Source organism: Bradyrhizobium sp. ISRA436, from assembly GCF_029910015.1.
Lineage (GTDB): Bacteria > Pseudomonadota > Alphaproteobacteria > Rhizobiales > Xanthobacteraceae > Bradyrhizobium.
Genome location: NZ_CP094519.1, coordinates 4,305,692 through 4,327,113, shown reverse-complemented (window position 1 = coordinate 4,327,113; position 21,422 = coordinate 4,305,692). Strand labels below are relative to the sequence as shown.

Sequence of the window (21,422 nt, the reverse complement as noted above, 5' to 3'; positions counted from 1 at the left end):
CCGGAATGACCGGCGACCCTTAAGGTCTGGACGTGATTGGACGACGCGCCTGCACTGAATGTCCGTGCCTCGCGAACAACCGGTTCGATTGACTAGCCCAGCCGCTGATCCCGCGCGTTCTGGGTATCTTCCGTCGCGTGCTTGACGGCGGCGGCGGCCGCGCCCCTTGCGGCGCCCTTGCGGCTGGAAATCTCGATCGACTTGCGACCGGAGATTTCGTGGCCGGCATCGGTCGGCATCTGCCAGAAGAACCAGGCCGACACCGCCGAGATCAGCGAAACCACCACGAAGGCCGGCCCGAAGGCGCCGGCGGTGAGTTCGGTCTGGTTATGCAGCGCCAGCGTAGCCTCGACCGAGAAGGCACCGACCGCGACGCCGGCGGACACCGCGAGCTGCTGGTTGACGCTCGCCAGCGTCGTGGCGCGGCTCATCTGCGCGGCTTCGACCTCCGCATACGCCACGGTGTTGATCGCGGTGAACTGCAGCGAGCGGAAGAAGCCGCCGACCACCAGGATGATCATGATCAGCAGCAGTGGCGTCGTCACCGTAAACAGTGCGCAGGCAGCGAGGAAGGCCGCGGAGACCACCGCGTTAGCCGTCATCATGTAACGGAAGCCGAAGGTGCGGATGATGCGCGCAGCGAGCGTCTTCATGCCCATGGCGCCGACCGCGGAAGCGAAGGTCACGAGGCCCGATTGGAACGGCGTCAGGCCGAAGCCGACCTGCATCAACAGCGGCAGCAGGAACGGCAGCGCTCCGATGCCGAGGCGGAACATGAAGCCGCCGACGATGGCCGCGCGCATCGTCGACAACCGCAGCAGCGAAAAATCCAGCACCGGCGATCCGCTTCGCTTCGCATGCATGACGTAAAGCGTCATCGAGATCGAGCCGATCCCGACCAAAGCGGCGACGATCGGCCACGGCAGGAGATTGAGCCCGGCGACCGAGAGGCCGAACGCGATGCCGGCAAGGCCGATGCCGGCGAGCACGAGGCCATAAAGGTCGAAGCGCTCGGGATCGACGCTCTTGATCGGGTCGATATATCTCAGCGCCAAGAAGATGCCGAGCAGCCCGATCGGGATGTTGATCAGGAAGATCCAGTGCCAGGAGAAATAGGTGGTGATGAAGCCGCCGAGCGGCGGCCCGATCACGGGGCCTATCAGCGCGGGGACCGTCACCCAGGCCATCGCATGGACCAGCGCGCTCTTGTCGACCGAGCGCAGCAGCACCAGACGCCCGACCGGCGTCATCATTGCCCCGCCGAGGCCCTGTAGGATGCGGGCGAACACGAAATCGGTCACCGAGGAGGAGAGCGCGCAGCCGATCGAACCCAGCATGAAGACGCCGACGGCGCCGGCAAACACGATGCGGGCGCCAAAACGGTCCGCGGTCCAGCCGCTCGCCGGGATGAACACCGCGAGCGAGAGGAGATAGGAGGTGATCGCCAGTTTCAGCGTCAGGGGGCTGGTGCCGATATCGGCGGCAATCGCCGGTAGCGAGGTCGCGATCACCGTGGAATCCATGTTCTCCATAAAGAGAGCGGTGGCCACGATGAGCGGGATCAGGCGTTCTTTGTTCATCAAAATGGGACGGCTGGGAGAGCTGAAATGGCAGGCGAGGGGGCTGTATCACCCTGCCGTCAGCCATGCCATTGCGGAACCGGCCAAACCACCTAAATCCAGCGTGACGCTGGTATGCATCCGCCAAGCGCCTGAGGTGTGCTGTGATCTATGTCCTCGCCGCCCTGTTGCCGCCGATCGGGCTGCTCCTGAACGGGCAGCCATTCTCGGCGCTGTTCAACCTGGTCCTGATCGTGTTTTGCGCGATTTTCGGACTGATTTTCCACGTGTTGCTGCTGGTGCCCTCGGCCCATGCCGTGATCGCGGTCCATATGAAGCGGGAGGACCGCCGCCACCGGGAGGTGGTCGAGGCGATCCGCCGCCACGGGCCGCCGCGCGGCTATTGGGCCCCGTAAAAAGCCTGTGCATGGCTGGCAAACACTTTGATTCGTCATGCCGCCATGCTATCGACCAGCGTCAACCCCACCGATGGGCACCGATTCGACGGTGACGCAGCGAGCGTCGCCGCAGGCGGCGTTCATCCGTAAGATCATTGCGGCGGACGCCGCCGAAAGGAGTTGGCAATGGCCACGGGACTTCAGACTATCCGTGAAGCCTTCACGTTCGACGATGTGCTTCTGAAGCCCGGTCTGTCGGACGTTCTTCCCTCGGAGGTCGATATTCGCTCGCGCGTGACCCGCGCGATCCCGCTCAATATCCCGATTATCGCCTCCGCGATGGACACCGTGACCGAGGCGCGCATGGCGATCGCGATGGCGCAGGCGGGCGGCCTCGGCGTCATCCACCGCAACTTCGATCCGGAGGGGCAGGCCGCACAGGTGCGGCAGGTGAAGAAGTTCGAATCCGGCATGGTGGTCAATCCTCTCACCATCGGCCCGGATGCCACGCTGTCCGACGCGCTGACACTGATGAAGGACCACGGCATCTCCGGCATCCCGGTCGTCACCGGCGGGGCCAAGAACGTGCCGGGCAAGCTGGTCGGCATCCTGACCAACCGCGACGTGCGCTTTGCCAGCGATCCGAGGCAGAAGGTCTCGGAGCTGATGACGCATGAGAACCTCGTGACGGTGCGCGAGAGTGTCAGCCAGGACGAGGCGAAGCGGATGCTGCACAAGCACCGCATCGAGAAGCTGCTCGTCGTCGACGATCAATATCGCTGTGTCGGCCTGATTACCGTTAAGGACATCGAGAAGGCGGTGGCGCATCCGCTCGCCTGCAAGGACGAGCATGGCCGGCTTCGCGTCGCCGCCGCCACCACGGTCGGCGAGACCGGCTACGAGCGCACCGAGCGGCTGATCGATGCCGGCGTCGACGTGGTCGTGGTCGACACCGCGCACGGCCATTCCCGGCACGTGCTCAACGCCGTCAACCGCATCAAGCGGCTGTCAAACTCGGTGCAGGTCGTGGCCGGCAACGTCGCGACCGAGGACGGCGCGCAGGCTCTGATCGATGCCGGCGCCGACTGCATCAAGGTCGGCATCGGCCCGGGCTCGATCTGCACCACGCGCATCGTCGCTGGCGTCGGCGTGCCGCAGCTCACCGCGATCATGGATGCGGTGGCCGCGGCGAAGAAGTCCGACATCCCGGTGATCGCCGATGGCGGCATCAAATATTCCGGCGACCTCGCCAAGGCGCTCGCCGCCGGCGCCGACATCGTGATGGTCGGCTCTCTGCTCGCCGGCACCGACGAGACGCCGGGCGAAGTCTTCCTGTGGCAGGGCCGCTCCTACAAGGCCTATCGCGGGATGGGCTCGGTCGGAGCGATGGCGCGGGGCTCGGCCGACCGCTACTTCCAGCAGGACATCAAGGACACGCTGAAGCTGGTGCCCGAGGGCATCGAGGGCCAGGTGCCCTACAAGGGGCCGGTTGGCAATGTCATGCATCAGCTCGCCGGCGGCCTCCGCGCCGCGATGGGCTATGTCGGCGCGCGCAACATCAAGGACTTCCACGACAAGGCCGAGTTCGTCCGCATCACCGGCGCGGGCCTGCGCGAAAGCCACGTCCACGACGTGACGATCACGCGTGAAGCCCCGAACTATCCGGGCGGGGGCTAGCCCGAGCACTGCCATTCGGGGTGCGCGTCTTGCGACGCGCCCCTGAACGACTGTCGAGAGACGGCCGATAGCATACTCGAAATGACGCTCGTCATTTCAAACAACGTTTCAAACAATGCTGCGCGAAAGAGCAAATCCGTCTCCCTTGCAGGGAGACGGATTGCATGACTACGTGTGCGCCACGAAACCAACGAGCAGAGGAATTCCCATGTCCCAAGGCAAGCGCATTGTTCTCGCCTCGCGTCCCCACGGCGAGCCCACCGCAGCCAATTTCCGGATCGAAAACTACACGCCGCCTGCGCCGGGTGACGGGCAGGTCCTGCTCCGCACCATCTGGCTGTCGCTCGATCCCTATATGCGCGGCCGCATGGCCGACGGTCCGTCCTATGCTGCACCGGTGCCGGTCGGCGGCGTGATGGAGGGCGGCACCGTCAGCGAGGTGGTCGCCTCGAACAATCCGAGCTTTGCCAAGGGCGACATCGTGCTGTCGCGCGCGGGCTGGCAGACGCATGCGCTGTCCGACGGCAAGGGGCTCGCCAAGATCGATCCGACAATCGCACCGATCTCGACCGCGGTCGGCGTGCTCGGCATGCCCGGCATGACTGCCTACACGGGCCTGCTCGAGATCGGCAAGCCGCAGTCTGGCGAGACCGTGGTGGTCGCGGCTGCGTCCGGCGCGGTCGGCTCGGCGGTCGGCCAGATCGCGAAGATCAAGGGCGCGCGTGCGATCGGCATTGCCGGCGGCAAGGACAAGTGCGCCTACGTCAAGAACGAGCTCGGCTTCGACGACTGCCTCGACCATCGCGATCCCAACCTCGCGGCGAAGCTCAAGGAGGCCTGCCCGAAGGGCATCGACGTTTATTTCGAGAATGTCGGCGGCGCGGTGTTCGATGCGGTGTTTCCACTGCTCAATGCATTTGCGCGTATCCCGGTCTGCGGCCTGATCGCGCACTACAACGATACAGAAGCTCATGCACCGAAATGGGCCGGCGCGATGATGCGCAACATCCTGACCAAGCGCCTGACCTTTCGCGGCTTCATCGTCAGCGACTTCGCCGCCATGCACGGCGACTTCATCCGCGACATGTCGCAGTGGGTGCGCGAGGGCAAGGTTAAGTACAAGGAGTTCGTGACAGAGGGGCTCGACAGCGCGCCCGAGGCCTTCATGGGCCTGCTCAAGGGCGCCAATTTCGGCAAGCAGCTGGTTCGGGTCGGGCCGGACAGGGCCTGAGCGGAGGGGGCCTCCAGGTCCCATTCCGCGCAGAAAGTATCAAAATCGCCACAACGTCAGGCTTTTGGGGGCTTTTTAGCCCCCATTTGCTTGACCGGCACCCGGAGGAATTGAATCAATATCTCATTTTAAGGTGTAGCGATGTTTGAGCTGGTTGTTGCAGGGGTCATTTTGCTGGCCGTCGGCTACTGGGCGACGATGTTCGCCATGGGCCGCCGTGATGATGTGTTGCATGGAGATTTCGTGCAGGACGAGCCCGAGGTGGAGTCGGTTCTCTCCATGCCTTCGCTGCCGCCCACGCGCCAGGCAGCGCAACCCGACAGGGACTCGCTGCAGGCGCTTCTCACCGCCATCAAGCGGGACCTGAAGGACGTGGCGCAGATCTGAGGCTACTCAGCTCGCCAACTGCTTGCCGAGCAGCATGTCCAGGTCGACATCGGCCTGGCCCTTGGCCCGCACGTGGCGCACTTCAAAGCCGTCGGGGCGGAAGCAGTATTCGACGATCCCGGTTTCCTTGATGCCGATCCGCTCCTGCTTCTCGTCGGAGATGATGAAGCCGACCGAGGGGGCCCAGATTTGTCTGACGCGCCCGAAGGTGTAATCGCGGCGCTGGTGGACGTGGCCGCTGCCGATCAGGCGCAGATCGACCTTGCCGAACATCTCGATCAGGCGGCTCCGCGCCGGCTGCGGCACGAAACGGATCGCGGTGGCCTCGCGCTCGGGGTCGTCGGGCGTGTCGAGATAGAGCGGCTTGTGCAGGAACAGCGCGACCGGCTTGCCGGCGGTCTTGTCGAGCTGCGTGGCGAGCCAGTCGAACTGCTCGGCCTCGCTGTCGAGGCCGGTGTTCATAATCAGCGAGTTCAGCCCTATGAAGCACCAGCCGGCGGCCTCGAATTGCCAGCGGTCGTCGCCGAGCACGGTCCGGAATGCCGCGCGGCTTTCTTCCGTGGGCAATTGCGCCGGCGTCGGGCCGACTGCGGTCGGATTGTCGCCGATATCGTGATTGCCGGGCAGGTAGCGGCAATCGGCCGGCAGCGCGTCATGCATCTCCCTGGCGAACACGAGATCGTCGCGGCTGGTCGGGCCATCGAACGACACGTCACCGCTGTTGAGGACGAGATCGGGCCGCGTCGCGTCAATGTGCTCGCTCACGCGATGGAAGTTATCTGTGAGGAGCTTGAAGCAGCGGGCGAGGTGGGTGTCGGAGATTTGCGTCAGACGAAACTGGGCCATGCATCGTTCCTTTCGGTTCGATCATAGGCCGGAGCGAAGTCGGAACGATGACGATATGCTGGGGAGGAGACGGTTGCGTCTTGCCGGCGTTATGCCCCCCGCGAGGCCTTCATTGTCAGCGGCAGGCTCGGCCGCTAAGAAAGGGGCGCAGCGTCGCGGCTGACGGAGATTCCGGTGTCCATTCAAATGGTTTTGGTGCCGGTCTTCATCCGGATTGGACACGCCTTCGCGCTCTCGTGAAGAGGCTGTATTTCGCGCTCCGGATCCTGCTTGTGATCTGATGCGCCCAACCGAAAGAGATCTATGACTCCCGCTGCCCGGCTCTCCGCCGCCATCGACCTGATCGCCACCATTGACGCCCAGCGCGTTCCTGCCGCCAAGGCGCTGAAGGAATGGGGCACCGCGCACCGCTATGCCGGCTCCGGCGATCGCGCCGCGATCTCCGGCCTGATCTGGGACGTGCTGCGCCGGCAATCCTCCGCGGCCTATCTGATGGATGACGACAGCGCCCGCGCGCGCGTGCTTGGCATGCTCAAGCTCGAGCGCGGCATGGACCTTGCGACGATCACCGCGTTGTTCGACGGCAGCCGCTTCGCGCCGGAACCGCTGACCGAGGCGGAGCAGGCGGCGCTGACCTCGCGCTCGCTCAGCGATGCGCCGGCACCGGTTGCGGGCGATTATCCGGAATGGCTCGATCCTCACCTCGCCAAGGTGTTCGGCGAGGCGCGTGCAGCGGAGGCGGCCGCGATGGCGAGCCGCGCGCCGCTCGACCTGCGCGTCAACACGCTGAGGGGCAAGCGCGAGAAGATCCTGCCGCGGCTGGCGCATCTTGGCGCCAGGGAGACGCCGTGGTCGCCGCTCGGCCTACGCATCGAGCTCGGCGCCGATGCGCGCAATCCCGGCATCCATTCCGAGGAGGACTTCATCAAAGGCGCGATCGAGGTGCAGGACGAGGGCTCGCAGCTCGCCGCGGTGTTCGCGGCGGCGAAACCCGGCGAGCAGGTGATCGATCTCTGTGCCGGCGCCGGCGGCAAGACGCTGGCGCTCGCAGCCCAGATGGGCGGCAAGGGCCGGTTGATCGCGACCGATCACGACAAGCGCCAACTCGCGCCGATCCACGAGCGGCTGTCGCGGGCCGGCGTGCACAATTGCGAGGTGCGTACGCCGCGCGGCGAGACGGACGTGATGTCCGACATCAAGGCCTCCGCCGACCTCGTGCTGATCGATGCACCCTGCACCGGCACCGGCACCTGGCGCCGCAACCCCGACGCAAAATGGCGGATGCGCCCCGGCGCCCTCGAGGTGCGGCTGAAGGACCAGGCCGAGGTGCTCGATCGCGCCGCGCCGATGGTGAAGCCGGGCGGCCGGATCGCCTACATCACCTGCTCGGTGCTTTCCGAGGAGAACGGCGAGCAGGTGCGGGCGTTCATCGCGCGTCATCCGGAATTCGCAGTGCAGCCGCCGGAGCAGACAGCATCGGTGCTGTGGGACAAGGCCGAGGATTTCGCGCAGGCCGCGTTAAAATCGGATGAAGGCTGGCTGATGACGCCGCGCTGCACCGGCACGGACGGGTTCTTCGTGTCGGTGCTGAAGAGGGCGTGAGAAGGGCTTCGTCGTGAATTAGGTCAACAATACTGACATATATCAATTTGTCCATGCCCAAAGAAGAATGTGGGCGCGCCGCTTGGTGCGGTTGCGGGGGCGGGCCGCGTCGCGTATCTGCTTGCCATGACAGCCCAGCAAACAGCCCGCGAGTCGTCGACGCCCTCTGTGGCCTCGGCGCATGACAAGATTCTGATTGTCGATTTCGGCAGTCAGGTGACGCAACTGATCGCCCGCCGCGTCCGCGAGATGGGCGTCTATTCCGAGATCGTCCCGTTCCAGAAGGCGGAGGCCGCCTTCAGCCAGATGAAGCCGAAGGCGGTGATCCTCTCCGGCGGGCCGGCCTCCGTGCTCGACGCCAACGCGCCGTCGGCGCCGATGTCGGTGCTCACAGCGGGCGTGCCGGTGCTCGGCATCTGCTATGGCGAGCAGACCATGGCCCAGCAGCTCGGCGGCATTGTCGAGGCCGGGCACCACCGCGAGTTCGGCCGCGCCACCATCGAGGTCACCGACGATTGCGCGCTGTTCGAGGGCGTCTGGCTGAAGGGCGGCCAGTATGACGTCTGGATGAGCCATGGCGACCGCGTCACCAAGCTGCCCGACGGCTTTCGCGCCGTAGCGCGCGCGCCCGGCTCGCCGATCTCGGTGATCGCCGACGACAAGCGCAAGTTCTATGCGATGCAGTTCCACCCGGAGGTGGCGCATACGCCCGACGGCGCATTGCTGTTGCGCAATTTCGTGCGCAAGATCGCAGGTTTCACCGGCGACTGGACCATGCGCGCGTTCCGCGAGGAGGCGATCGAGAAGATCCGCGCCCAGGTCGGCAGTAGCAAGGTTATCTGCGGCCTGTCCGGCGGCGTCGATTCCGCGGTCGCCGCTGTCCTGATCCACGAGGCGATCGGCGATCAGCTCACCTGCGTGTTCGTCGATCACGGCCTGCTCCGGCTCGACGAGGCAAAAACCGTCGTCGACCTGTTCCGCCACCACTACAACATCCCGCTGGTGCACGTGGATGCGTCGAAGCAGTTCCTCGGCGAGCTCGCCGGCGTCACCGATCCGGAAAAGAAGCGCAAGACCATCGGCCGGCTCTTCATCGACGTGTTCGAGGCGGAGGCGAAGAAGATCGGCGGCGCCGAATTCCTGGCGCAGGGCACGCTCTATCCCGACGTGATCGAGAGCGTCTCCTTCACCGGCGGCCCGTCGGTGACGATCAAGTCGCACCACAATGTCGGCGGTCTGCCCGAGCGCATGAACATGAAGCTCGTCGAGCCCTTGCGCGAATTGTTCAAGGACGAGGTGCGCGTGCTCGGCCGCGAGCTCGGCCTTCCCGAGATCTTCGTCGGCCGCCACCCGTTCCCGGGCCCGGGCCTTGCGATCCGCTGCCCCGGCGACATCACCAAGGAGAAGCTCGACATCCTCCGCAACGCGGACGCCGTCTACATCGACCAGATCCGCAAGCATGGCCTCTACGACGAAATCTGGCAGGCCTTCGCGGTGTTGCTGCCGGTGAAGACCGTCGGCGTGATGGGCGACGGCCGCACCTACGACTACGTCGTCGGCCTCCGCGCCGTCACCTCGACCGACGGCATGACCGCGGACTTCTATCCCTTCGAGATGAAGTTCTTGGGCGAGACCGCGACGCGCATCATCAACGAGGTGAAGGGCGTGAACCGGGTGGTGTACGACGTGACGTCTAAGCCGCCGGGGACGATTGAGTGGGAGTGAGGTAGAATACCAAAGGATAGCGGCGATCATAGTCGGCAACAGGATCTTACCGATACGTATCGATCGCAGCCGGCTCGATCCTGCTTAATCCTGCCTCGCGGGGCCCTTCTGCGTATTTGGAATGTTCGCCGTTATCGTAGCAGGGCTACGACTCAGAACAATTCCGGGGGATTTGACGCCGAGGGGCGCCGCGGTGCCGGGACGACGCCGTTATTCCTTCACGCCCTCGACGATGCCCAGCATCTTTGAGGGCGGATACCAGGTCTGGCGATATTTCCAGCCGGACCGTTCCAGCAGCGCAGCGTATTCCTCTCCCGTGCGTTCCCGGCCGCTGCCCCAGACCAGCATATGGATGTCAAACAGTTTTGAGAAATGCGAGGTGTCCGGTCCGGGGACGACCTGCTCGACGATCAACACCCTGGCCTGCTTCGGCGCCGCTCGCTGCATGGTGGAGAGAATCTGCAGGCACTCCGCGTCGTTCCAGTCATGTAGAATGCGCTTCAACATGTAGGCATCGGCGGAAGGGACCGCTTGGAACATGTCGCCGGCCACGTAGGTGCAGCGATCTCCGACCTCCATCTTCGCTGCCCACAACAGCTCTCGATTGGCGATCACGCCAGGCAGCTCGAACACCGTGCCTTTGAGGTGCCGGTATTTGGCCAGCAGGTTGCACAGGGCATAGCCATGGCCGCCGGCGACGTCGCAGAGATGCGAGACGCGGGTGAAGTCGTAAGTTTCGAGCGCTTGCAGCATCAGCATGTTGTCCATGCCGGAGAAGCTGCTCATCGCCGCGTTGAATGCGGTGCCGTAACCCGGATTTCGTGCCGCATACTCGAAGGCGGGCGCGCCCAACTCACGAGCAAAGCCGTCCTGGCTCCCTTCTGCGATCAGGGCGCTCAGGTGCTTCCAGGCGGCGTAGTGCTCGGGGCCTTCCTCCAGCAGGGTCATCGCGCGCAGGCTGTGCGGGTGGTCCTCGCACAGCAGCTGGCCGCTCGCGGTCAGTGAGAAGGTTTTGGCCCTATCCTCACTCAACAGTCCCAGGGAGCCGAGCGCCCGCATGAGCCGGTACAACAGGTCGGCATCCAACTCGTGCTCGCCGGCGACGCGGGCGGCGGTCTTGGGACCGCTCGCAAGGGCGTCGAAGACGCCCAACTTGGCCCCCGCATAGAGGATTTGGCTCCGCCATCGCCCGAAGATGAGTTCGATCACCTGTCCGCTGGCATCCCCGGCCGGACCGTGCTGAGGCGGCGAAACCTCGACCAGCTCTGGCAATTGCTGCTGCTCCATGGCAATCTCCTTTGCTGAAATCTGAGGTCGCCCCGGAGCGGGTGACCGTGCAGGCACTCAAGGTCATACGACGATAGGGATCGCGGCTCGGCGTGTAACGAAAGACCGACGATGGTTCGCCGAAATTTCGACGAAAGTGCCTTGAAGGGCACGGACGCGCCGGCATCGCGGATGGAAGCCGACCTGCCCAGAAACCTTCACTTCGCCGGCTGGACCCTCAATCTCGCACGCCTCTCGCTGGAGGGCGAGGGCAGGGAGATTTTTCTCAGGCCCAAGTCATTTGAAGTGTTGCGCTATTTGGCGGCGAACCCTGGGCGCGTCATCACCAAAGACGAATTGATGGAGAGGCTGTGGTCCGAGACCGTCGTCACGGACGATTCGCTCGTGCAATGCATAAAGGACATTCGCGAGGCGATCTGTGATCAAGAGCGGCGAATCGTCAAGACCCTTCCGCGCCGCGGCTACCTGTTCGCGGCGGTCGTCACGGACGGCGCGACCTCACCGATTTCAGCCGACTCCGTGTCTCCGATCCGCTTCGCCAAAAGCGGCGAAGTCCACATCGCCTATCGGGTTTGGGGAGAAGGTCCTCGCCATCTCGTGTTCTGCCCCGGTTTCATCACCCACATCGAGAACGCGTGGACCGAGCCGAGCATGGCCCGGTTTCTGCGCCGCATGGGACAGTTCGCGCGGGTCATCATGTTCGACAAACGCGGGACCGGCATGTCGGACCGTGCCGAAAAGGTTCCTGGCCTCGATGCGCGCGTCGATGATTTGCGTGCCGTCCTGGATGCTGTGGAGGTCGAACGGGCGGCCATCATCGGACCGTCCGAAGGCGGCTCGCTTGCCGCCTATTTCGCCGCCACGCAGCCGCACCGCTGCGAAGCGCTCGTGCTCTATGGTGCGTTCGCGCGCTTTGCCTCTTGGATCCGAAGCGAAGAGGCCTTGCGGGGACTGTTGCAATACATCGATACGAGCTGGGGCAGCGGCGCGAGCCTGCCCATGTTCGCTCCCTCGATGGTCGGAAATGCGGCATTCCAAGAATGGTGGGGACGATGCGAGCGGCTCGGCGCGACTCCCGCCGCCGCCATGGCGCTGATGCGTCTGAACAGCGAGATCGATATCACCGGTATCCTTCCGAGCATCCGCATTCCGACCCTGGTCATTCACCGAACGGCAGACGCGTGCGTTGATATTGCAGGGGGGCGGCAGCTCGCGGCCAGCATACCGAACGCACGTTTGGTCGAACTCCCTGGCGCTGATCATCTCCCCTGGGTGGGCGACAACGCTGATGAGATTCTTTGGCGCATTGAAGAATTTCTAGCTGGCCGAGAGCGTGCAGGCGTGGTCCCGCCACCACAGCCGTCAAACTCTCTAGCGCCGCGCTGACGGTATTTTCCGGCTTCGCTGATCTCGCCACGGGCGCTGCTGATCATCGAGAATCGCGCGATTGATGCCGATAGTCGCTGAAACCTACCAATTTTTTTATTCAGCGAATTTCCTTTCTGAATTCAAGATCGGAAATTTCTGGCGTACCGCGTGCACGGTGTTGGCGCGGACTAAAAAATTGCGCTGAAAGATCAGCGCATTACTGGGTCTGAAAATAATCGAGTGGGAGTAGCTTGCTTTAGAAATGTGAGCGATATTCGGCTCAAGGGAGCCGCTATCAATGACCGAGACGATTGCCATCGCGTCCGATCATGCCGCAATCGAGCTGAAGGCCGCGCTCGCCGCGTGGCTGCGCGCGGCCGGCCATGAGGTCATCGATATCGGCCCCGAGACGGCAGACTCCGTAGATTATCCCGATTACGGGTACAAGCTCGCCGAACATATCGCCGCGGGCTGGGCGGACAAGGGAGTCGCGCTCTGCGGATCCGGTATCGGCATCTCGATCGCCGTGAACCGCAATCCGGCATGCCGCTGCGCGCTGGTCTCCGACAGCCTCTCCGCCCGTCTCTCGCGCGAGCATAATGACGCGAACGTCATTGCGATGGGCGCGCGGCTGATCGGCATCGATACCGCCAAGGATTGCCTTTCGGCCTTCTTGGCCACGGCCTTCGGCGGAGGCCGCCATGCGCGCCGCGTCGACAAGCTTTCCCATCCGCCGCAAGCGTAGCGCGGATCAGCCTAGCGATATCCGCGGCTCTTCCACCGAGGCGTCGCATCTTACTCCCGCATGTCGCTTCGCTCATGCGGGCTACCTTAGCCAGTGAGTGGCTGGCCCGTGTTAACCGCCAATTGCGCCTCAAAAGCCCTCTTGTACGCAGGCCGCGTTTCGCCGCGGCCGACGTAGGCGGCAAGGTTCGGAAATTCATCCAGAACGCCTGATGCTCTCAGCCTGAGCAGCACCGACACCATCATCAGATCGCCTGCGCTGAATGCGCCGTCGAGCCACTCGGCGTCGCCAAGGCGCCCGGAAAGTTGCCTCAAGCGGTCGCGGATGCGGTCCACGACCAGGGGCAGGCGCTCCTTGCTCCAGGGCTTGTCGCCCTCCATGAACTTGGCGATGACGAGCTCGAGGATCGGCGGCTCAACCGTGTTGAGTGCGGCAAACATCCATGCGATCGCGCGCGCCCGGGCATTGGCATTATCAGGCAGCAGGCCCGCATGGTGCTCGGCGATATGGAACACGATCGCGCCTGTCTCGAACAGCGCGAGATCGCCGTCCTCATAGGTCGGAATCTGGCCGAACGGATGCAGCGCCAGATGCGCGGGCTCCTTCATCGCGCGGAACGAAACAAGGCGGACCTCGTAAGGCTGGCCGACTTCTTCCAGCGCCCAGCGAACGCGGGTATCACGTGCCAGCCCCTTGCCGCCATCGGGCGATCGTTCAAAGGCGGTAATGGTGATGGTCATGGTCCTCTCCGCGTCCGTGGTCTGGCGTCCCTAGAACGAACGATCGGCACGCCTTCCGACATCCGATCTTGGATTCGTTTGACCGGGGAATTTCGAGAGGTTGACCCGCAGATCGGATTCGTCCGGCACCCCGGCTATATCGCTGCGATAGCAATGTTCATCGCAATTCCGCTTGCGCTCGCCTCATGGTGGGGCTTGTTGCCGGCTGCATTGGCCATCGTGCTGCTGGTCGTCCGGACGCGGCTGGAGGACGGCCTGCTCCAGGCCGAACTGTCGGGCTAAGCTGACTATGCAGGCCGAACGCGTTATAGGCTCGTGCCCGGTATCTGGTGACGGATCACCGCGGGCCGAAATCAGTCGAAGACAGTTCTGGGAAGGAGACTACCATGACCGACCTCGTCACATGCCTCTGGTTCGACCAGGGCCGAGCGCGCGAAGCGGCAGAGTTTTACGCTGCGACTTTTCCCGACAGCCATGTCGGCGCGGGCCATGCATCGCCGATACCGGGCATCGGGCAGGGCGAAGAACTGACGGTCGAGTTCACCGTGCTCGGCCGGCGCTTCGTGGGGCTGAACGGAGGCCCCACCTACACGCCGAACGAGGCGGTCAGCTTCATGGTGCTCACCGACAGCCAGGACGAGACCGACCGCTACTGGAATGCGGTCACCGGCAATGGCGGCAAGGAATTGCCTTGCGGGTGGTGCAGGGATCGCTGGGGCTTTGCCTGGCAGATCACGCCGCGGCGGCTGCTCGAGCTCGTCAACAGTACCGATCGCGCCGTCGGTAAGCGCGCGATGGAGGCGATGATGACGATGACGAAGATCGACATCGCCGCGATCGAGCAGGCGGCTGCGGGATGAAGGTGGTGCCGCCGCGTCCGTTCACCATGACATAGCGGCAAGGCGCCCGGAGCAAACGCAGGATGTGCCGCGTGCCCTCCCATGATACGACTCGGTATCGTCCTATTCTGGAGCCTGCCCCTCATGTCCGTTGCGACCGCCGCCAGCCAGCAGCCCCAGAGCGCCGCCGAGACCGATCCGCAAACGCTCGGCTGGATGCAGGGCTTTCCGCCGCCGCCGGACAAGACCATCATGTTCCAGGACGGTTCGTTTCGCAGCTTTCCGGAGCTGCGCTGGGCGTGGAGCAGTCTGCGGCAACTGGTGCCGACGGTGAACGTCTGGCGCGGGCCGGGGCCTGCGTCGGTGCTGCCGCGCGAGGACCATGACATCGGCGCCTCCGCGTCGGTCACCATGGACGGCCGTCCGATGACCTTTGCGCGGATGCTCGAGGAAACCTATGCCGACGGCATCGCCGTGCTGCACCGGGGCAAGCTGATCTATGAGCGCTATTTCGGCGCGCTGAAGCCGCACAAGCCGCATATCGCGATGTCCGTGACAAAATCGTTCACCGGCACGCTCGCCGGCATTCTGATCGCCGAGAGCAAGATCGATCCGCAAGCTCCGATCACCGACTATGTGCCGGAGCTGAAGGCGAGCGCCTTCGGCGACGCGCGCGTGCATGAGGCGATGGATATGACCACGGGCCTCGCCTACACCGAGGTCTATACCGACAGGAATTCCGACGTGTGGGGGCTGCGGCGCGCCAACGGCATGGCGCCGATCCCCGAGGGCTATGAGGGCCCGACCACGATTTTCGATTTCCTCTGCGCGCAGAAGAAGCAGGGCGAGCACGGCAAGGCCTTCGCCTACAAGACCGTCAACACCGACGTGCTGGCCTGGATCTGCCGCCGTGCCAGCGGCATGACCTTGTCCGACCTTCTCTCCGAGCGGATCTGGACGCCGATGGGGGCGGAGGAGGACGCGCATTATCACGTCGACCGCATCGGCACCGAGAGTGGCGGTGGCGGGCTGTCGACGACGCTGCGCGATCTGGCCCGCTTCGGCGAGACGATCCGCAATCACGGCCGCTTCAACGGCCGCCAGATCGTGCCGGCTTCCCTGGTCGAGGACATCGCGCGCGGCGGCGATCCCGAAAAGTTCAAGCCGGCCGGCTACACCACCTTGCCCGGCGCCTCCTACCGGAATCAGTGGTGGGTGACGCACAATGCGCACGGCGCTTTCATGGCGCGCGGCGTCTATGGCCAGGGCATCTACATCGATCCGAAAGCCGAGATGGTGATCGCGCGCTACGCCTCGCACCCGGTCCCCGGAAATGCCGCCAACGATCCCGTGACGTTGCCGGCCTACATGGCACTGGCGAAGGATTTGATGGCGGGCGGGTGAGGGCGACAAATTTTGGTTCGATCGGTCTATCGGCAGAACTGACTTCGCCTCTCCCGCTTGCGGGGGAGGCCGACGCGCTTGGCAGCGCTCTTGCGCGCCTGAGCGCGGCGGGTGGGGGCTCTCTCCACAGCATGACTCGCGGAGATATCCTCACCCCGACCCTCCCCCGCAGGCGGGAGAGGGAGCGCAGCGTCTTTGCGGCAGCCAGTTCAATCTAATACCAACGGCCCCCGGATTTGACTCACATTTGGGATTTCCAAATCAGTGAGTTTCTGAATCGATGTTGCTGCGTAGACAGGAGCAATATCGATGGGGGCAGCGGTAGCGATTACGCGGCTTGATTTGACCGCGGGCGAGCTTCGGAAGGCGGCGCGCAGAGAGAAGAATAGTACGGTAGCGCGGCGGATATTGGCGCTTGCGCTTGTGCTGGAGGGCGCGGACCGCAAGAAGGCAGCCGAAAGTTGCGGGATGGATCGTCAGACCCTGCGGGACTGGGTGCATCGTTATAACGCCGAAGGCTTGGCGGGACTGCGGTCGCGCAAACCGACGGGACCGCGGTCGCGGCTGACGACAGAGCAGCAGGCCGAATTGGCCGCGTTGGTCGAGGCCGGTCCCGATCCTGAGCAGCATGGGGTCGTACGTTGGCGGCGGGTGGATTTGCGCGACGAGCTTGAGCGGCGGTTTGGCGTCAAACTGCACGAACGTTCGGTCGGCAAGGTTCTGGCCAAGCTCGGGTACCGCCGGCTCTCGGTGCGGCCGCGCCATCCGCAAGCCGATGAAGCGGCTCAGGAAGCGTTCAAAAAAACTTTGCTACGACCCTCACGACAACGCTCCCCGCTCACGCCCAAGGCAAGCCGATCGAAATCTGGTTCCAGGACGAGGCGCGGATCGGCCAGCAGGGCACGCTGACACGCGTGTGGGCCAAGCGTGGCTCACGGCCTCGCGCGCCGCGCGATCGACGTTACGATTGGGCTTATCTCTTCGGTGCCGCCTGTCCTCAACGGGGCGTCGCCGCGGGTCTTGTCATGCCGACGGCAAATGCAGAGGCGACGTCACTGCATTTGGAGGCAATCAGCCGCAAAGTTGCACCCGACGCACATGCCGTTCTCGTCTTCGACGGCGCCGGCTATCACAGTGCCGGCACCGTCCGAGCTCCGGAAAATATCACTCTGTTACAGCTGCCGCCTTATGCGCCCGAGCTCAATCCGATTGAAAACGTCTGGCAGTACCTGCGCGCCAACAAGCTCGCCATCACCGTCTTCGACGACTACGACGATATCGTCGCCAAGACCTGCGAAGCCTGGAACTTCTTCGCAAATGATCCAGGTCGCATCGCCTCAATCACAAGCCGCACTTGGGCAACAGTCAATCCTTAGGGCCATTGGTATAAGCTCATCCTACAGCTTAACCCCGCGACATCTTCTCGAACCGCTTGATCAGCCGCTCGCGCTTGAGGCGGGAGAGCCGCTTGATCCAGAACACGCCGTCGAGCTGATCGATTTCGTGCTGGTGGCACACCGCGCGCAGGCCGTCGGATTCCTCGGTCTGCATGTTGCCGTCGAGGTCCTGATAGCGGATGCGAACACGCGCATGACGCTCAACCTCATCACTGACCCCCGGCATCGAGACGCTGCCTTCGCGATGCAGGATCGTCTCGGGCGAGGTCCGGATGATCTCGGGGTTGACGTAGGTCCGTGGGCCTTCGCTGGCGTCGAGCTCGAGCACCACGACGCGTAAGGAGACGCCGATATGCGGCGCGGTGATCCCGATGCCGGGCGCGGCGCGCATGGTCTCCAGCAGGTCGCCGGCCAGCTCGCGCAGCGCGTCGTCGAACACGGTCACTGGCTGCGCGGGCAGTGCAAGCCTGGGGTCAGGATAGCGGACGATGGGGCGGATGGTCATGGGATCGTCTTAGGCCAGCGCATGGGGCCGGACAACACGCTCATACCGTCGATGCACGGTGCATTCGCTTCGCTGCGATGACGCCCACGCGCGGCGCGCCGCTCAGAGCCGTTTCTCGAAGAAGAGATCGGGGTAGGGGTCGTCGTTGAAGCGCGGGATCTCGGTCCAGCCGCTGCTGCGGTAGAGCTGACCGGCTTCCGCCAGCGCGCTGTTGGTGTCGAGCCGCAATACCGCGATGCCGAGCTCGCGCGCGGCGCTCTCGGCCGCCTCCATCAGGCGCCGGCCGAGGCCCAGTCCGCGTGCGGCCGGCGCGACCCAGAGCCGCTTGATCTCCGCCAGCGCGCCGCCGCTGCCTTTCAGTCCGACGCAGCCGACCGGCAGGCCGTCCGACATCGCCACGATGAATGTGCCGCGCGGGCGCACCATGTCCTTCGCGTCGGGATCGCGCGACCGCTTGACGTCGAATCCCTGGCTGAAGCGCCGCGCAAGCTCGGCGTAATAGGCGCCGAGGCAGTAGCGCGCCTCGTCGCTGCGCGGGTCCGTGTCACGTAACGTCATGCCGTCGCGCCCGAGCGCCGAGGCGATCATGTCCATCGCCGCCAGCAGCGCCTCGCGCTGGGCGTGGTGGGCGAGGAAATCCCTGGCCTGCCGATTGGAGATCGCCTCATAGGCGTTGAACTCGCGACGGCCGGCCGGCGTCAGCCGGCAGATGCGGCGGCGCGCGTCGCTCGCATGCGCCGTGGTCTCGATCAGCCCTTCGTCTTCAAGGCTTCGCAACAGACGGCTCATCAGGCCTGAATCGAGGCCGAGGTAATCCCTGATGTCGCCGACCTCAGAGCATCCATGCCCGATCGCGTTCAGCACGCGCGCCGCGCCAAGCGGCCGGCCGCGCCCGAGAAACGATGTGTCGAGCGCGCCGACGGCTGATGTCACGGCACGGTTGAAGCGACGGACGCGGGAAACTGGGTCAAGCATATATCTGACTCTAGTCAGATATCGTTTCCCGGTCAATTGGCCGCCGGTGCAACTCAAATGGGGGGCGCCGCCTGCGACAAATCAACCCGACGGGCAAAATTCCGCTTCCGTCGTCGGGCAACTCAGCATTACGACTCCGCGCGTCTCACCCGACACGAGGGGCGGATCGCGATCGTCACGAACGCGGCGTGAGATGCGGTGGACGCTAGTTGCGCAACTGACGAGTGCGCATGAGGCGGACGGTGAAGTCGTGTGGTCTCGACGCCCCAGTGGCAGGTGTCTCTTCGCAAGACGCCGATGCGCTTTGCGAGGACGGTGACAAAAAAGCCCGGTCTCACCGGGGAGAGCACGAAGTAAGCCGTAATCCATCGCGCAGGGAAAGCCGGGATTGTTCCGGTTACACCTGTGGTCCTACCTCCCGAGCTTTCCATTTGCTCGGGACCCATGGGTGCGATCGGCACCCGGCTTTCCCTGCGCCCTCTGTTCTCGGAGCGGCGAAACGAGATGCAAGACTCGGACAGATCGTGTCGCGAGATGGTGGTTCTGTGCCCTCACGCTGTGCAATGGCTCAATCTTCGCTACGAGAGCCGAGCGATGGCCAGCGACCTAAAGCGCTCCAGCGTCAGCATCGGCGGCAGGGTGGCATCGTCGTCCTGCTCTTCGACGATCGGGTCCGGAAGCCAGGGACCGACAGGATGACATCGCCGCATATCGGAACGGCAAGGACGCATTTGTGCAGGAGATCCCGGCGAAGGCGCGTTGGGTTGCGATCGTGGCGCGAGGTCGGCGGCGCGAGGTGCTCGAGCAGCGCCGCGAAAGGAATCCCGACACACTTGTCACTCCCATGGTCCGCCGCCGCCGCGCCACACTGAGCGCACGAACCAAGACGAGGGACGGGGAACAGCGTTTCGCCCCCGGCGTTCGTCCTTTCAGGAGGTTGAACATCATGAGCAAATCACCCGAAAACGCCCGCTCCGCCATGCAGACACCGCCGGTGGTATCGCCGGAGGCCTGGGAGGCTGCGCGGCTGCAGATGCTGGCCAAGGAGAAAGCGCAGGTGCGGGCGCGCGATGCGCTTGCCGCCGAGCGCCGCCGGATGCCGTGGATGGCCGTTGAGAAGCCGTATGTTTTCGAGGGACCGAACGGCAAGATGAGTCTGCTCGACCTGTTTGAAGGCCGCCGGCAACTCATCGTCTATCGCGCCTTCTTCGAGCCCGGCGTGTTCGGCTGGCCCGATCACGCCTGCCGCGGCTGCTCGCTCGGCGCTGACCAGGTGGGCCATCTCGCGCATCTGAACCAGCGCGACACCACGCTGGTCTATGCTTCGCGTGCGCCGCAGGCCGACATCGCGCGGCTGAAGGCACGGATGGGCTGGGAGATGCCCTGGTACACGATCACGGACAGTTTTGACGCGGATTTCGGCGTCGGCGAATGGCACGGCCACAACGTGTTCTTCCGCGACGGTGAACGGATCTTCCGCACCTATTTCGTCAACAGCCGCGGCGACGAGGCGATGGGTACGGTGTGGAGCTATCTCGACATCACCCCGCTCGGCCGGCAGGAGCTCTGGGAGGACTCGCCGGCAGGATATCCGCAGGGCCCAACCTACAAATGGTGGAACTGGCACGACAACTACGAGGCCGAGGCCACACCGAATGCGAAATGGGCTGCGGTCACCGACGCCGGCGAAGCCGCGTTCCGCAAGATCGCCGAGGAAGAGCGCAAGGCGATATAGCAGCCGGATAGGGAGGACGGGGGCATCCTCCCTAGCGACCGTCTGCCGGGATCGCCTTCAGCGCGGACAGGGTCTGTCGCAGTCCGCGATCCAGGCGCTTGTCGCGGCGGATCACGACGGCGAGCCGGCGGTACAGCTTCGGCGACAGCGAGCGAACGGCGAGGTCGCGTTGCTTGCCCGTGGTCGAGACAGCCATGCCCGGCAGGATGGCGCACCCGAGGCCGGCGCGCACCATCTCCTTGATGGCCTCGACGCTGCCGAGCGACATCAACGGCTTCAGCGCGACGCCGCCGCGCGCCAGCCATTCGTCGGCGGTGCGCCGCGTGTTGCCGCCGGGTTCGAACAGGACGACCGGCCGCGTCGCCAGCACCGCCGGCGTGATCCGCGCCGGCAACGGCATGTCGGGAGGGGCGATCAAAACGAATTCGTCGTTCAGGACTGGCGTGATCTCGAAGCTGCGCCCCGACACCGGCAGCGTGACGAGCCCGATGTCGATCGTGTTGTCCTCGACCGCCTTGGCGATCTCCGGCGTGTTGCCGGTCGTGACCGTGATCTCGAGCCCCGGAAGCGCCGCCCGCAGCTCCTTCAGGATCGGCGGCAGCAGGAAGATGCACGCGGTCGCGCCGGTCCCGAGCCGCACGCGCCCCGCGGTGCCGGCCGTCTGCTGCGCGACGGCGTCGACGGCCGATGTGACGGCCGCGCTGATCTGCTCGGCATGGGTCAGCAGCGCCGCGCCGGCCGCCGTCGGACGGGCCCTTCGCCCGACGCGCTCGATCAAGGTTGCGCCGAGACTGCGTTCGAGCTGACGCACCTGCAGGCTGACCGCGGGCTGCGTAAGCTGCAGCCGTTCGGCGGCGGCGGAGAAGCTGCCGCTCTCGATCACGACCCGGAAGCTCTCGAGATAGTCGAGGTTGAGGTCCTTCATCAAAGCATCTCTTATGCTTTGCATAAGCTGTCAAAGCTTCCCTTATATAGCGCCAGGGCGCATGCTCGGGCAACACG

Annotated in this window: 20 protein-coding genes; 13 read left to right on the top strand and 7 right to left on the bottom strand. The window is 64.6% G+C overall.

Features of this window, described 5'->3' with window-relative positions; all coding sequences use genetic code 11:
• Nucleotides 1-92: 92 nt before the first annotated feature.
• Nucleotides 93-1,580 carry an MFS transporter gene (locus MTX23_RS20555; protein WP_280972028.1) on the bottom strand — a complete coding sequence of 496 codons (1,488 nt, stop codon included), beginning with the start codon at nt 1,578-1,580 and terminating at the stop codon, nt 93-95.
• A gap of 143 nt (nt 1,581-1,723) precedes the next feature.
• Between MTX23_RS20555 and MTX23_RS20550 the strand changes: the two genes are divergently transcribed.
• From MTX23_RS20550 to MTX23_RS20535, 4 genes are all read left to right on the top strand, one after another.
• Nucleotides 1,724-1,975 (top strand): hypothetical protein, encoded by a 252-nt coding sequence (locus tag MTX23_RS20550; RefSeq protein WP_066511589.1) that lies wholly within the window; start codon nt 1,724-1,726, stop codon nt 1,973-1,975.
• 168 nt (nt 1,976-2,143) lie between these two features.
• Nucleotides 2,144-3,634 carry an IMP dehydrogenase gene (gene guaB / locus MTX23_RS20545; RefSeq protein WP_280972027.1) on the top strand — a complete coding sequence of 497 codons (1,491 nt, stop codon included), beginning with the start codon at nt 2,144-2,146 and terminating at the stop codon, nt 3,632-3,634.
• A 208-nt stretch (nt 3,635-3,842) separates the two neighbouring features.
• Nucleotides 3,843-4,865, top strand: a complete 1,023-nt coding sequence (locus MTX23_RS20540) for an NADP-dependent oxidoreductase (protein WP_280972026.1) — start codon at nt 3,843-3,845, stop codon at nt 4,863-4,865.
• A gap of 141 nt (nt 4,866-5,006) precedes the next feature.
• Nucleotides 5,007-5,252 carry a hypothetical protein gene (locus MTX23_RS20535; RefSeq protein ID WP_280972025.1) on the top strand — a complete coding sequence of 82 codons (246 nt, stop codon included), beginning with the start codon at nt 5,007-5,009 and terminating at the stop codon, nt 5,250-5,252.
• 6 nt (nt 5,253-5,258) lie between these two features.
• On the opposite strand, the gene MTX23_RS20530 is transcribed toward MTX23_RS20535, so the two are convergent.
• Nucleotides 5,259-6,098 carry a metallophosphoesterase gene (locus tag MTX23_RS20530; RefSeq protein WP_280972024.1) on the bottom strand — a complete coding sequence of 280 codons (840 nt, stop codon included), beginning with the start codon at nt 6,096-6,098 and terminating at the stop codon, nt 5,259-5,261.
• 303 nt (nt 6,099-6,401) lie between these two features.
• Between MTX23_RS20530 and MTX23_RS20525 the strand changes: the two genes are divergently transcribed.
• On the top strand, nt 6,402-7,700 hold the full coding sequence (locus MTX23_RS20525; RefSeq protein ID WP_280972023.1) for an RsmB/NOP family class I SAM-dependent RNA methyltransferase: 1,299 nt from the start codon (nt 6,402-6,404) through the stop codon (nt 7,698-7,700).
• Nucleotides 7,701-7,826: 126 nt separating this feature from the next.
• On the top strand, nt 7,827-9,425 hold the full coding sequence (gene guaA / locus MTX23_RS20520; RefSeq protein ID WP_280972022.1) for a glutamine-hydrolyzing GMP synthase: 1,599 nt from the start codon (nt 7,827-7,829) through the stop codon (nt 9,423-9,425).
• A 210-nt stretch (nt 9,426-9,635) separates the two neighbouring features.
• On the opposite strand, the gene MTX23_RS20515 is transcribed toward guaA, so the two are convergent.
• Nucleotides 9,636-10,712, bottom strand: a complete 1,077-nt coding sequence (locus tag MTX23_RS20515) for a methyltransferase (RefSeq protein WP_280972021.1) — start codon at nt 10,710-10,712, stop codon at nt 9,636-9,638.
• A 141-nt stretch (nt 10,713-10,853) separates the two neighbouring features.
• On the opposite strand from MTX23_RS20515, the gene MTX23_RS20510 reads away from it, so the two are divergent.
• Nucleotides 10,854-12,098, top strand: coding sequence for an alpha/beta fold hydrolase (locus tag MTX23_RS20510; protein ID WP_280972020.1), 1,245 nt, complete (start codon nt 10,854-10,856; stop codon nt 12,096-12,098).
• 280 nt (nt 12,099-12,378) lie between these two features.
• Entirely contained in the window at nt 12,379-12,825 is a 447-nt protein-coding gene (gene rpiB, locus MTX23_RS20505; RefSeq protein ID WP_280972019.1) for a ribose 5-phosphate isomerase B, read from the top strand.
• Nucleotides 12,826-12,911: 86 nt separating this feature from the next.
• Here rpiB and MTX23_RS20500 read toward each other — a convergent pair whose 3' ends face one another.
• The gene (locus MTX23_RS20500; protein WP_280972018.1) at nt 12,912-13,565 is read right to left on the bottom strand and encodes a glutathione S-transferase family protein; all 654 of its coding nucleotides are present in this window, start codon (nt 13,563-13,565) and stop codon (nt 12,912-12,914) included.
• 153 nt (nt 13,566-13,718) lie between these two features.
• Between MTX23_RS20500 and MTX23_RS20495 the strand changes: the two genes are divergently transcribed.
• From MTX23_RS20495 to MTX23_RS20480, 4 genes are all read left to right on the top strand, one after another.
• Nucleotides 13,719-13,847 carry a hypothetical protein gene (locus tag MTX23_RS20495; RefSeq protein ID WP_280972017.1) on the top strand — a complete coding sequence of 43 codons (129 nt, stop codon included), beginning with the start codon at nt 13,719-13,721 and terminating at the stop codon, nt 13,845-13,847.
• A gap of 104 nt (nt 13,848-13,951) precedes the next feature.
• The gene (locus MTX23_RS20490; protein WP_280972016.1) at nt 13,952-14,425 is read left to right on the top strand and encodes a VOC family protein; all 474 of its coding nucleotides are present in this window, start codon (nt 13,952-13,954) and stop codon (nt 14,423-14,425) included.
• A 123-nt stretch (nt 14,426-14,548) separates the two neighbouring features.
• Nucleotides 14,549-15,808 carry a serine hydrolase gene (locus tag MTX23_RS20485; protein WP_280972015.1) on the top strand — a complete coding sequence of 420 codons (1,260 nt, stop codon included), beginning with the start codon at nt 14,549-14,551 and terminating at the stop codon, nt 15,806-15,808.
• A gap of 309 nt (nt 15,809-16,117) precedes the next feature.
• Nucleotides 16,118-17,184, top strand: a protein-coding gene (locus MTX23_RS20480) for an IS630 family transposase (protein WP_280971795.1) whose coding sequence is annotated in 2 segments (ribosomal slippage) — nt 16,118-16,604 and nt 16,604-17,184 — 1,068 coding nt in all. Because the reading frame shifts where the segments join, the coding sequence is not laid out codon by codon here.
• A gap of 28 nt (nt 17,185-17,212) precedes the next feature.
• Here MTX23_RS20480 and MTX23_RS20475 read toward each other — a convergent pair.
• Together MTX23_RS20475 and MTX23_RS20470 are read right to left on the bottom strand one after the other, a co-directional pair.
• Complete coding sequence (locus tag MTX23_RS20475; protein WP_280972014.1) at nt 17,213-17,710, bottom strand: peptide deformylase; 498 nt, start codon at nt 17,708-17,710, stop codon at nt 17,213-17,215.
• 102 nt (nt 17,711-17,812) lie between these two features.
• Entirely contained in the window at nt 17,813-18,685 is an 873-nt protein-coding gene (locus MTX23_RS20470) for a bifunctional helix-turn-helix transcriptional regulator/GNAT family N-acetyltransferase (RefSeq protein WP_280972013.1), read from the bottom strand.
• A 946-nt stretch (nt 18,686-19,631) separates the two neighbouring features.
• Here MTX23_RS20470 and MTX23_RS20465 point away from each other — a divergent pair.
• The gene (locus MTX23_RS20465) at nt 19,632-20,420 is read left to right on the top strand and encodes a DUF899 domain-containing protein (protein WP_280972012.1); all 789 of its coding nucleotides are present in this window, start codon (nt 19,632-19,634) and stop codon (nt 20,418-20,420) included.
• A gap of 31 nt (nt 20,421-20,451) precedes the next feature.
• Here MTX23_RS20465 and MTX23_RS20460 read toward each other — a convergent pair whose 3' ends face one another.
• Nucleotides 20,452-21,345 carry a LysR family transcriptional regulator gene (locus MTX23_RS20460; protein ID WP_280972011.1) on the bottom strand — a complete coding sequence of 298 codons (894 nt, stop codon included), beginning with the start codon at nt 21,343-21,345 and terminating at the stop codon, nt 20,452-20,454.
• Between the last annotated feature and the right edge of the window lie 77 nt (nt 21,346-21,422).

What these genes read in the sequence shown, in the direction of transcription:
- MTX23_RS20500 (WP_280972018.1), bottom strand. Translation starts at nt 13,565, where the DNA reads ATGACCATCACCATTACCGCCTTTGAACGATCGCCCGATGGCGGCAAG.
- MTX23_RS20465 (WP_280972012.1), top strand. Translation starts at nt 19,632, where the DNA reads ATGAGCAAATCACCCGAAAACGCCCGCTCCGCCATGCAGACACCGCCG.
- MTX23_RS20540 (WP_280972026.1), top strand. Translation starts at nt 3,843, where the DNA reads ATGTCCCAAGGCAAGCGCATTGTTCTCGCCTCGCGTCCCCACGGCGAG.
- guaA (WP_280972022.1), top strand. Translation starts at nt 7,827, where the DNA reads ATGACAGCCCAGCAAACAGCCCGCGAGTCGTCGACGCCCTCTGTGGCC.
- MTX23_RS20485 (WP_280972015.1), top strand. Translation starts at nt 14,549, where the DNA reads ATGTCCGTTGCGACCGCCGCCAGCCAGCAGCCCCAGAGCGCCGCCGAG.
- MTX23_RS20470 (WP_280972013.1), bottom strand. Translation starts at nt 18,685, where the DNA reads ATGCTTGACCCAGTTTCCCGCGTCCGTCGCTTCAACCGTGCCGTGACA.
- MTX23_RS20490 (WP_280972016.1), top strand. Translation starts at nt 13,952, where the DNA reads ATGACCGACCTCGTCACATGCCTCTGGTTCGACCAGGGCCGAGCGCGC.
- MTX23_RS20475 (WP_280972014.1), bottom strand. Translation starts at nt 17,710, where the DNA reads ATGACCATCCGCCCCATCGTCCGCTATCCTGACCCCAGGCTTGCACTG.
- MTX23_RS20460 (WP_280972011.1), bottom strand. Translation starts at nt 21,345, where the DNA reads ATGAAGGACCTCAACCTCGACTATCTCGAGAGCTTCCGGGTCGTGATC.
- rpiB (WP_280972019.1), top strand. Translation starts at nt 12,379, where the DNA reads ATGACCGAGACGATTGCCATCGCGTCCGATCATGCCGCAATCGAGCTG.
- guaB (WP_280972027.1), top strand. Translation starts at nt 2,144, where the DNA reads ATGGCCACGGGACTTCAGACTATCCGTGAAGCCTTCACGTTCGACGAT.
- MTX23_RS20555 (WP_280972028.1), bottom strand. Translation starts at nt 1,580, where the DNA reads ATGAACAAAGAACGCCTGATCCCGCTCATCGTGGCCACCGCTCTCTTT.
- MTX23_RS20525 (WP_280972023.1), top strand. Translation starts at nt 6,402, where the DNA reads ATGACTCCCGCTGCCCGGCTCTCCGCCGCCATCGACCTGATCGCCACC.
- MTX23_RS20515 (WP_280972021.1), bottom strand. Translation starts at nt 10,712, where the DNA reads ATGGAGCAGCAGCAATTGCCAGAGCTGGTCGAGGTTTCGCCGCCTCAG.
- MTX23_RS20495 (WP_280972017.1), top strand. Translation starts at nt 13,719, where the DNA reads ATGTTCATCGCAATTCCGCTTGCGCTCGCCTCATGGTGGGGCTTGTTG.
- MTX23_RS20530 (WP_280972024.1), bottom strand. Translation starts at nt 6,098, where the DNA reads ATGGCCCAGTTTCGTCTGACGCAAATCTCCGACACCCACCTCGCCCGC.
- MTX23_RS20535 (WP_280972025.1), top strand. Translation starts at nt 5,007, where the DNA reads ATGTTTGAGCTGGTTGTTGCAGGGGTCATTTTGCTGGCCGTCGGCTAC.